Genomic DNA, 9,863 nt, shown 5'->3' with positions numbered 1-9,863 from the left:
CGGTGCCAACTGGCAGCCGATGGTCGACAAGGGCACCGCCCCGGTCTACCCGGGATAGGCCGGGGCGGGCAGGGACGTGGCGCAGGGCAGGCCGGGCAGGGCCGTGGCGCAGGGCAGGCCGGGCCCGGCTGGTCGGAACGCGGCCGCCGGGTCCCGGCCCCGGGTCACGGCCACGACCGCCGAGGAGCCGCCGACGGCCCTTGGCGACGGCCGCCGCCGCTGCCGACGATCCCTGCCAGTGACCCTGCCCAGGAGCCGCCGGCGGCCCCTGGGCAGCGGCCTTCTGTGACCCCTGACAGTGTGTGGCGACGGGCCCTTGGCGACGGTTTTCCACAGGGGTGGTCAGTGCGGGTGGGTACTGCCACCGTGGGGCCATGAGCGAGTGGTGGAGCGAGATCGGCGGGCTGGTGCTGCCCGCGAGCTGCGCGGGCTGCGGGCGGCCGGGGCCGCGGGGCCGCCCGCGGGTGGGCCGCACGCAGGTGTGCGAGGGCTGCGCGCGGAGGCTGTACGGGGAGGGGGCCCGGCGGGTGTGGCCGGCGCCCGAGCCGGCCGGGCTGCCCCCGGTGTTCGCGTCGGCTCCGTACGCGGACTCCTGCCGCGCGCTGCTGCTCGCCCACAAGGAGCGGGGTGTCCTGCCGCTGGCCCGTCCGCTGGGCGCCGCGCTCGCGGCCGCCGTACGGGCTGCCGTCCGCTGCGGGCGGGCGCGGGAGGGGCCGGTGCTGCTGGTGCCGGTGCCGTCGGCGCGGCGGGCCGTCCGGGCGCGGGGGCATGACCCAGCCCGGCGGATCGCGGCCGCCGCGGCGGCGGAGCTGCGGGCGGCCGGAAGGCCCGCGCGGGTGCTGCCGGTGCTGCGCCAGCGCCGTCCGGTGGCGGACCAGGCGGGTCTGACGGCCGGGGAGCGGCTGGCCAACATGGGCGGGGCGCTGGAGGCGGCCGTCGGCGCGGGACGGCTGCTCGCCCGAGGGCGACCGGTGCTGGTGGACGATCTGATGACCACCGGGGCCACCCTCGCGGAGGCCGCCCGGGCGGTGCGGGCCGCACCGGCAAACGACGTCCGGGGTGTTCAGCAGAGGGACGGGCAGGGGATGGGCACCGGCCGGAGGGGCGCGCACCGGTCGGCCGCCCGTCGGCGGGAGGCCGCGCCGGGGGCGGAAAGCGCTTCTCACGGCGGTGATCGCGGGCTTACCGCGGCGGTCGTTTGCGCTCCGCCCATCTCCTTCGAATTAAACCGGAAGTGACGGGGAACTTGCATCCTTGCAGGTGGCGAGAGCCGAAAAACACCTGATCGGAGACAGGTGCGGACAGCGGGTGCCGATACCCGCTCCTGCGAGCTATGTTCGGACGTGAGGAAAGGCGAAAGCCGCGCTTCACGTGACGTGCTGTGTTGTGCCGGGCTCCGGCGCAGGTCAGTGCGGGTACGACTGGTGAGGTGGGGGGCTCGCCCACGGGGGAGGAGGAGGTCGAGTCGCCAAGTCCATGACTCCGGCGCTCACCGGGGTCTGGTGCAAGAGGAAATGCTCGCCGGCCGGTGGGCCGGCGCAAGCTATCCGGGAACGGAGTTCTGCGTGGACATCGTCGTCAAGGGCCGCAAGACCGAGGTACCCGAGCGGTTCCGTAAGCACGTGGCCGAGAAGCTGAAGCTGGAGAAGATCCAGAAGCTCGACGGCAAGGTGATCAGCCTCGACGTCGAGGTGTCCAAGGAACACAACCCGCGGCAGGCCGACCGGTCCGACCGCGTGGAGATCACACTCCACTCCCGAGGCCCGGTGATCCGGGCGGAAGCCGCCGCTGCCGACCCCTACGCGGCGCTCGACCTCGCCACCGGCAAGCTGGAGGCGCGGCTGCGCAAGCAGCACGACAAGCGCCACACCCGCCGCGGCTCGGGCCGGCTGTCCGCCGCGGAGGTCGCCGACCGGGTGCCCGGTGTGGCGAGCCTTGGAGCTGACGGCACCATCGTCACCGAGGCCGAGGACGTCGTTCCGACGACCCGGATCGGCTCCCTGGAGGTACAGGGCGAAGGCCCGCTCATCGTTCGCGAGAAGACCCACACGGCCGCTCCGATGACCCTCGACCAGGCTCTCTACGAGATGGAGCTGGTCGGGCACGACTTCTACCTGTTCGTCGACTCCGAGACGAAGCACCCCAGTGTGGTCTACCGGAGGCACGCCTACGACTACGGTGTCATCCACCTCGAGAGCGACCCGCTGGCCGGCACGGAGCCCGGTGGCGCCGGCGGCGCGCTCGGCGGCTGACGGCGGCTGACCGCCGGCTGTCCACCCCGGCCCGGTGCCTCGACGTGCCCCTGGAGCGCCCCTCGTGCGCCCCGGGGGCACCACCGTGCCACCGCGGGATCACCGTTCCGCCTCCCGGACGTGGAATCATGTCCGCACACGTCAACCATTGCCCCGGTGAACGAGGTTGACGGTTGAACCGCAAGCGTCAGGCGATGCCTGCAGGGGAGGAACGATGGCGGACAGCTTCGGCCCGGTGCACTACCGGGGCGGCTCCGACGCCCCGAGGAGCGGACCCGGCGCCGCGCGCGAGACCGACGGCCGTGACAGCCGTGATGCCGAGGAGCGTGAGTCCGAAGACAGGGCGGGAGGCGGGTCGCGGCGGGACGAACCGATCCGCGTCCTCGTCGTGGACGACCACGCGCTCTTCCGCCGCGGGCTGGAGATCGTCCTGGCCCACGAGGAGGACATCGAGGTCGTCGGCGAGGCAGGAGACGGCGCCGAGGCCGTCGACAAGGCCGCCGACCTGCTTCCCGACATCGTGCTGATGGACGTGCGGATGCCCCGTCGCGGCGGCATCGAGGCGTGCACCACCATCAAGGAAGTCGCCCCCAGCGCCAAGATCATCATGCTGACGATCAGCGACGAGGAAGCCGACCTCTACGAGGCCATCAAGGCGGGCGCCACCGGCTACCTGCTCAAGGAGATCTCCACCGACGAGGTGGCCACCGCCATCCGCGCGGTGGCCGACGGCCAGTCGCAGATCAGCCCGTCGATGGCGGCCAAGCTGCTCACCGAGTTCAAGTCGATGATCCAGCGCACCGACGAACGCCGGCTGGTCCCCGCGCCCCGGCTGACCGACCGGGAGCTGGAGGTGCTCAAGCTGGTCGCCACCGGGATGAACAACCGCGACATCGCCAAGGAGTTGTTCATCTCGGAGAACACCGTCAAGAACCACGTACGCAACATCCTGGAGAAGCTCCAGCTCCACTCCCGGATGGAGGCCGTGGTGTACGCGATGCGGGAGAAGATCCTGGAGATCAGGTAGGGCTGCGGGGCTGGCCCGGCCGCCCTCCGCGGCGCCGGGCGCGCCCCCGGCGCCCTCGCCCCCCGCCCTCAGCGGGCGGCGGCCAGGGCGGCGGTCAGCGGGGCCGCCAGCTCGGTGCGGTCGACGCGCTCCACGCGTACCGCGTCGCAGCCGACCCACTCCGCGGCCTCGCGCAGCGCCTGCGCCATCGGGGCCACCGCCTTCGCCGAGTCCAGCGACACCTGCCTGGCCACCAGCGTCCGCCCCTCCCGCGCAGGGTCGACCCGGCCCAGCAGCCGCCCGCCCGCCAGCAGCGGCATCGCGAAGTAACCGTGTATCCGCTTCTGCCGCGGTACGTACGCCTCCAGGCGGTGGGTGAAGCCGAAGATCCGCTCGGTGCGCGCCCGCTCCCAGATCAGCGAGTCGAACGGCGACAGCAGAGTGGTGCGGTGCCGCCCGCGCGGCGCGCTCTCCAGCGCCGCCGGATCCGCCCAGGCCGGCTTCTCCCAGCCCTCCACCCGCACCGGGACCAGCCCCGAGGCCTCGACCACGGCGTCGAACTGCTCGCCCTTGAGTCGGTGGTAGTCCGCGATGTCGGCCCGGGTGCCCACCCCGAGCGACTGCCCGGCGAGCCGCACCAGGCGGCGCAGGCACTCGGCGTCGTCCAGCTCGTCGTGCAGCAGCTCCGCCGGGATGGCGCGCTCGGCCAGGTCGTACACCCGCTTCCAGCTTCGCCGCTCGGTGCAGACCACCTCGCCGTACATCAGCGCGCGCTCGACGGCGACCTTGGACGCCGACCAGTCCCACCACTCGCCGCCGTTCTTCGCGCCGCCCAGCTCGGTGGCGGTCAGCGGGCCCTCGGCGGTGAGCTGCTTGATCACCGCCTCGTACGCGCCCTCCGGCAGGTCGTGGTGCCACTGCGGGCGGGCGCGGTACGCGCGCCGGCGGAAGGCGAAGTGCGGCCACTCCTCCACCGGCAGGACGCAGGCGGCGTGCGACCAGTACTCGAAGGCGCGGCCGCCGGTCCAGTACGCCGCGTCCACCGCCGTACGCCCCACGCCGCCGAGCCGGGCGTAGGGCACCAGCTCGTGCGAGCGGGCCAGCACCGAGATGGTGTCGAGCTGCACCGCGCCCAGGTGCCGCAGCACCCCGCGTACACCGGCCCGGCGGTCCGGCGCGCCCAGCAGCCCCTGGGCGCGCAGCGCGATCCGGCGGGCCTCGTCGGCGGACAGTTCGGCGAGCGGAGGCGGCGTCGTCGTCATGGTGGGCACGATAGACCTCCGCACTGACAGCCCGGCCGGCAGCGAAGGGTTCCGGCCGGGAGGCGCGATCAGCCGGTGGCGGGGAGGTACGGGAAGGGGCTCGGGAGCCCGAGGTCGGAGGGGAGCAGGGAGCCGGTCCAGCAGTCCCGCAGCGTGCCGGCCTGGTACAGGGCGGCCCGCTGGACGCCCTCGACGGTGAAGCCGGCGCGCTCGGCGGTGCGCCGGGAGGCGGTGTTGCCCACCTCGGCCCGCCAGTCCAGCCGGGGGCAGCCCAGGTCGGTGAACGCCCAGCGGGCCAGCGCCCGTACCGCCTCCGTCGTGACACCGCGGCCGCGGTGCGCGGCGCCGGTCCAGTAGCCGACCTCCCAGTAGCCGGGGCGCGGGTGGTGGACGGCGGCGGCGCCGAGCGGAGGGCCGCCCCGCGCCGGCCGGACGGCGAAGGTGAACTCGGTCTCGTGCGACCAGCCGTCCGGGGCCGTCCGCCGCACGAAGGACTCGGCGTGCTCGTGGGCGTACGGGGAGGGGATCGCCGTCCAGCGCCGGATCGCCGGGTCCTGGCAGGCGGCGTGCACCGCGGCGGCGTCCTCGGGGGTGAAGGCGTCCAGCAGCAGCCGTGCGGTGGTCAGTCTCACGGGGTCCATGACGGGATTGTGGTCGTCGTACGGGCGTGCGACGAACGGATGCGCAAGGGGCGGCACCTTCCGGGCCTCCCGCGCGTTCTCCTGGCAAGGCGGTGTGCCGTCACGGCGCCCGGCTGTGGTACGCGGCGGTGTGCGGACCTCCCGGCGCGGCGGCGTCCTCGCTTACGATGGCCGATGCGGTAGGGCCCACCTGCCGTGCCCGTGCCAGCGTCCGTGACCACCGTCAGGGACCGACCCAGTGCCAGGCCCGACCGGCAAGGAGACCAACCTCAGTGTCCGTCTTCAACAAGCTCATGCGTGCAGGCGAAGGCAAGATCCTGCGCAAACTGCAACGCATCGCGGACCAGGTCAACTCCATCGAAGAGGACTTCACCGGCCTCTCCGACGCCGAGTTGCGCGCGCTCACCGACGAGTACAAGCAGCGCTTCGAGGACGGCGAGACCCTCGACGACCTGCTGCCCGAGGCGTTCGCCACCGTCCGCGAGGCCGCCAAGCGGACGCTGGGCCAGCGCCACTACGACGTCCAGATCATGGGCGGCGCCGCGCTGCACCTCGGCTATGTCGCCGAGATGAAGACCGGTGAGGGCAAGACCCTCGTCGGCACCCTGCCCGCGTACCTCAACGCGCTGTCCGGCAAGGGCGTGCACCTGATCACGGTCAACGACTACCTGGCCCAGCGCGACTCCGAGATGATGGGCCGGGTCCACAAGTTCCTGGGCCTGGAGGTCGGCTGCATCCTGGCGAACATGTCGCCGGCGCAGCGCCGCGAGCAGTACGCCTGCGACATCACCTACGGCACGAACAACGAGTTCGGCTTCGACTACCTGCGCGACAACATGGCCTGGTCGAAGGACGAGCTGGTCCAGCGCGGCCACAACTTCGCCTGCGTGGACGAGGTCGACTCGATCCTGGTCGACGAGGCCCGTACGCCGCTGATCATCTCCGGCCCGGCCGACCAGGCCACCAAGTGGTACGGCGACTTCGCCAAGCTGGTGACCCGCCTCACCCGCGGCGAGCCGGGCAACCACCTCAAGGGCCTGGAGGAGACCGGCGACTACGAGGTCGACGAGAAGAAGCGCACGGTCGCCATCCACGAGTCCGGCGTCGCCAAGGTCGAGGACTGGCTGGGCATCGACAACCTCTACGAGTCGGTCAACACCCCGCTCGTCGGCTATCTGAACAACGCCATCAAGGCGAAGGAACTGTTCAAGAAGGACAAGGACTACGTCGTCATCGACGGCGAGGTCATGATCGTCGACGAGCACACCGGCCGTATCCTCGCCGGCCGCCGCTACAACGAGGGCATGCACCAGGCGATCGAGGCGAAGGAAGGGGTGGACATCAAGGACGAGAACCAGACCCTCGCCACGATCACCCTGCAGAACTTCTTCCGCCTCTACGACAAGCTCTCCGGCATGACCGGTACGGCGATGACCGAGGCCGCCGAGTTCCACCAGATCTACAAGCTCGGCGTCGTGCCCATCCCGACCAACAAGCCGATGGTCCGCAAGGACCAGTCCGACCTGATCTACCGCACCGAGGTGGCCAAGTTCGCCGCGGTCGTGGACGACATCGCGGACAAGCACGAGAAGGGCCAGCCGATCCTGGTCGGCACCACCTCGGTCGAGAAGTCCGAGTACCTCTCGCAGCAGCTCAGCAAGCGCGGTGTGGCGCACGAGGTGCTCAACGCCAAGCAGCACGACCGGGAGGCGACGATCGTCGCCCAGGCCGGGCGGCGCGGCGCGGTGACCGTCGCCACCAACATGGCCGGCCGAGGCACCGACATCAAGCTCGGCGGCAACCCCGACGACCTCGCCGAGGCGGAGCTGCGCCAGCGTGGCCTGGACCCGGTCGAGCACCAGGAGGAGTGGGTCGCCGCCCTGCCGGCCGCGCTGGAGAAGGCGGAGCTGGCGGTCAAGGCCGAGTCCGACGAGGTCCGCGACCTCGGCGGGCTGTACGTGCTGGGCACCGAGCGCCACGAGTCGCGCCGGATCGACAACCAGCTCCGCGGCCGCTCCGGCCGTCAGGGCGACCCGGGCGAGTCGCGCTTCTACCTGTCGCTCGGCGACGACCTGATGCGCCTGTTCAAGGCGCAGATGGTCGAGCGCGTCATGGCCATGGCCAACGTGCCGGACGACGTGCCGATCGAGAACAAGATGGTCACCCGGGCCATCGCCTCCGCGCAGTCGCAGGTCGAGCAGCAGAACTTCGAGACCCGTAAGAACGTCCTGAAGTACGACGAGGTGCTCAACCGGCAGCGCGAGGTCATCTACGGCGAGCGCCGCCGCGTCCTGGAGGGCGAGGACCTGCACGAGCAGGTGCAGCACTTCATGAACGACACCATCGACGCCTACATCCAGGCCGAGACGGTCGAGGGCTTCGCCGAGGACTGGGACCTGGACCGGCTGTGGGGCGCCTTCCGGCAGCTCTACCCGGTGAAGGTGACCGTCGAGGAGCTCGAGGAGGCGGCCGGCGACCGCGCCGGGATCACCTCCGACTTCATCGCCGAGTCCATCAAGGACGACGTCCGCGAGCAGTACGAGGCGCGCGAGAAGCAGCTCGGCTCGGAGATCATGCGCGAGCTGGAGCGGCGCGTGGTGCTCTCCGTGCTGGACCGCAAGTGGCGCGAGCACCTCTACGAGATGGACTACCTCCAGGAGGGCATCGGCCTGCGCGCCATGGCGCAGAAGGACCCGCTGGTGGAGTACCAGCGCGAGGGCTTCGACATGTTCACCGCCATGATGGAGGGCATCAAGGAGGAGTCCGTCGGCTACCTGTTCAACCTGGAGGTCCAGGTCGAGCAGCAGGTCGAGGAGGTCCCGGTGGACGAGGCCGCGGCCCGCCCCTCGCTGACCAAGGAGGACGCCGTGCCGGCGGGCGCCGGGCGGCCGGAGATCCGCGCCAAGGGCCTGGACGCGCCGCAGCGCCCGGACCGGCTGCACTTCTCCGCCCCGACGGTGGACGGCGAGGGCGGCGTGGTCGAGGGCGACTTCGACAACGACCCCTCCGGGGCCACCGCCGGCTCCGACGGCCTGACCCGCGCCGAGCGCCGCAAGGCCCAGAAGGGCGGGCGTCGCCGCAAGAAGTGATCCCGGACCCGGACCGGCGGACGGCCCTCGGGGCCGGGTACGAGGCCGAGGGCCTGTACCCGGCCCCGAGGGCCGTTGTCGTTGCCTAGGGGGTTGGGCCCGGTGCTTCTCGATCGCACGGTCCAGCTCGGCCAGGCCGTGCAGCACCTCCCGGGCGTACGGCGGCAGGACCTCACCCAGAGGTGTGACGCCCCCCAGGGGGCTCCGCTCGAAGACCGCCCCGCCCGCCACGGCCTCGATACGGCGCAACTGCGCGCTCAGCGCCGGCTGGGAGAGACCCATCAGGTGCGCCGCCTTGTCGAGGCTGCCGGCCGCGGCCACCGCCTCCAGGCACCGAAGACGCCGCGCCTCCAGGTCCATGCCAGGAGTATGGGCGCGACCTGCCCGCCGGACCAGGTGAGTCGCGACGCGCGGGCCCGCGGGGCCGGGCGGGGGGTCGTGCTGCCCCGTACCCGGCCCCGCGGGCGTCCGCGGGGCCCGCCGGGTCAGTCGTCGGTGAGGGTGCGGCTGAGGAGGGGGAGCAGGCGGTCCCAGTGGCGACTGAGCGCCTCGGGGTCGTGGGCGTCGGTGTCGGCCATGGTGAAGCCGTGGACGGTGCCGGGGTGGACCTCGGTGGTGTAGTCGACGCCGGCGGCGTCCAAGGCCTGCTCCAGCTCTTCCCGCCGGGCCGTGGGCAGGTCGCCTTCGGCGAGGCCCAGGTAGACCTCGGCGGTCAGGTCGGCGACCACCCGGTGCGGGCTGTCGGGGGCGTCGGTGACCAGGGCGCCGGGGTGGAAGCCGGCGACGGCGGCCACCCGGTCGGGGTGCGCGGCCGCCGTGCGCACCGCCAGCACGGCGCCCAGGCAGTAGCCGACCGCGGCGACCGGCCCGGCGCCGACCTCGGGCTGCTCGGCGAGGAAGCGGAGGTAGGCGTCGGCGTCCCGCAGGGCGCGCTCGGCGGTGTGCGCCTCGTACAGCGGCATCAGCCGGGCGAAGACCCCGGGCCGGGCCTCCTCGGTGATGTGCGCGGGGAGGTCGGTCACCGGAGCCGGACCGTGCCGGTAGAACAGGTTGGGGACGAGCACGTAGTAGCCGTGCCCGGCCAGCTCGCTCGCCATCTTCTCCAGCGTCGGCCGCACCCCGAAGACGTCCGTGTGGAGGAGTACCGCCGGGTGGCGGTGGCCGTCGTCGGGGAAGGCGGCGAAGGCGTCGGCGCGGCCGTCCGGGGTCGGGACGTACAAGGTCTTGGTGGGAATGACGGTGGTTCCTTCCTGGGATGGTGTGACCTGGGGACGTCTTCCCCGTAAGGGGCTCATCCGTGCGTGGTGCCGAGTTCGACCGCGGCGCAGCGCCAGCGCCGGTCGGTTCCCAGCTCCAGGCGGAAGGCCATGGCGCGGACCTGTTCGCCCGCGGCGACGCTGGCGTACGCCTCGACCACGCTGTCGCCCAGCTTGTGGCCGCCGCAGCGGCGGACCGTCGGGCGGGTCCCGCGGCCGCGCAGCGGGGTGCCCGGGGCGAGCCGGACCAACTGCTCGTACGCCTCGCCGACGGTCTGGCCCAGCATCCAGTGCACCGGGCGTTCGCCGCTGAGGACGGCGAGCAGGCGTTCGGCGAAGAGGTGGTGGGGCGGGGGG

The 9,863-nt window shown here is 72.5% G+C and carries 8 protein-coding genes and 1 pseudogene; 4 read left to right on the top strand and 5 right to left on the bottom strand.

The window, feature by feature from the left end; all coding sequences use genetic code 11:
* Positions 1-374: 374 nt before the first annotated feature.
* The 3 genes from C6N75_RS24460 (at position 375) to C6N75_RS24450 (ending at position 3,279) form a co-directional block, all read left to right on the top strand.
* Positions 375-1,238: a ComF family protein gene (locus tag C6N75_RS24460; RefSeq protein ID WP_105871059.1), complete on the top strand. Its 864-nt coding sequence runs from the start codon at positions 375-377 to the stop codon at positions 1,236-1,238.
* Positions 1,239-1,565: 327 nt separating this feature from the next.
* Positions 1,566-2,252, top strand: coding sequence for a ribosome hibernation-promoting factor, HPF/YfiA family (gene hpf / locus C6N75_RS24455; RefSeq protein WP_105871062.1), 687 nt, complete (start codon positions 1,566-1,568; stop codon positions 2,250-2,252).
* A 214-nt stretch (positions 2,253-2,466) separates the two neighbouring features.
* Positions 2,467-3,279: a response regulator gene (locus C6N75_RS24450; RefSeq protein ID WP_105871058.1), complete on the top strand. Its 813-nt coding sequence runs from the start codon at positions 2,467-2,469 to the stop codon at positions 3,277-3,279.
* Positions 3,280-3,347: 68 nt separating this feature from the next.
* Here the strand turns inward: C6N75_RS24450 and C6N75_RS24445 are convergent, their stop codons facing one another.
* Positions 3,348-4,520, bottom strand: coding sequence for a winged helix-turn-helix domain-containing protein (locus C6N75_RS24445; protein WP_105871061.1), 1,173 nt, complete (start codon positions 4,518-4,520; stop codon positions 3,348-3,350).
* 68 nt (positions 4,521-4,588) lie between these two features.
* A complete protein-coding gene (locus tag C6N75_RS24440; RefSeq protein WP_105871057.1) occupies positions 4,589-5,161 on the bottom strand; it encodes a GNAT family N-acetyltransferase in 573 nt (190 codons plus the stop codon).
* A gap of 272 nt (positions 5,162-5,433) precedes the next feature.
* Here C6N75_RS24440 and secA point away from each other — a divergent pair, with 272 nt between their 5' ends.
* Positions 5,434-8,250 (top strand): preprotein translocase subunit SecA, encoded by a 2,817-nt coding sequence (gene secA, locus C6N75_RS24435; protein WP_105871056.1) that lies wholly within the window; start codon positions 5,434-5,436, stop codon positions 8,248-8,250.
* A 210-nt stretch (positions 8,251-8,460) separates the two neighbouring features.
* Here the strand turns inward: secA and C6N75_RS32285 are convergent.
* The 3 genes and pseudogenes from C6N75_RS32285 to C6N75_RS24420 form a co-directional block, all read right to left on the bottom strand.
* A pseudogene (locus C6N75_RS32285) lies at positions 8,461-8,610 on the bottom strand (helix-turn-helix domain-containing protein); the annotation flags it as partial.
* A 125-nt stretch (positions 8,611-8,735) separates the two neighbouring features.
* Positions 8,736-9,485 (bottom strand): dienelactone hydrolase family protein, encoded by a 750-nt coding sequence (locus tag C6N75_RS24425; RefSeq protein WP_105871060.1) that lies wholly within the window; start codon positions 9,483-9,485, stop codon positions 8,736-8,738.
* Between the two features lie 56 nt (positions 9,486-9,541).
* A partial coding sequence (locus C6N75_RS24420; RefSeq protein WP_105871055.1) for an Rv3235 family protein occupies positions 9,542-9,863 on the bottom strand: 322 nt, incomplete at its 5' end.

The organism is Streptomyces solincola, from assembly GCF_002982015.1.
Lineage (GTDB): Bacteria > Actinomycetota > Actinomycetes > Streptomycetales > Streptomycetaceae > Streptomyces > Streptomyces solincola.
The sequence above is the reverse complement of the archived record's forward strand: the minus strand, read 5'-3'. Positions and strand labels throughout refer to the sequence as shown.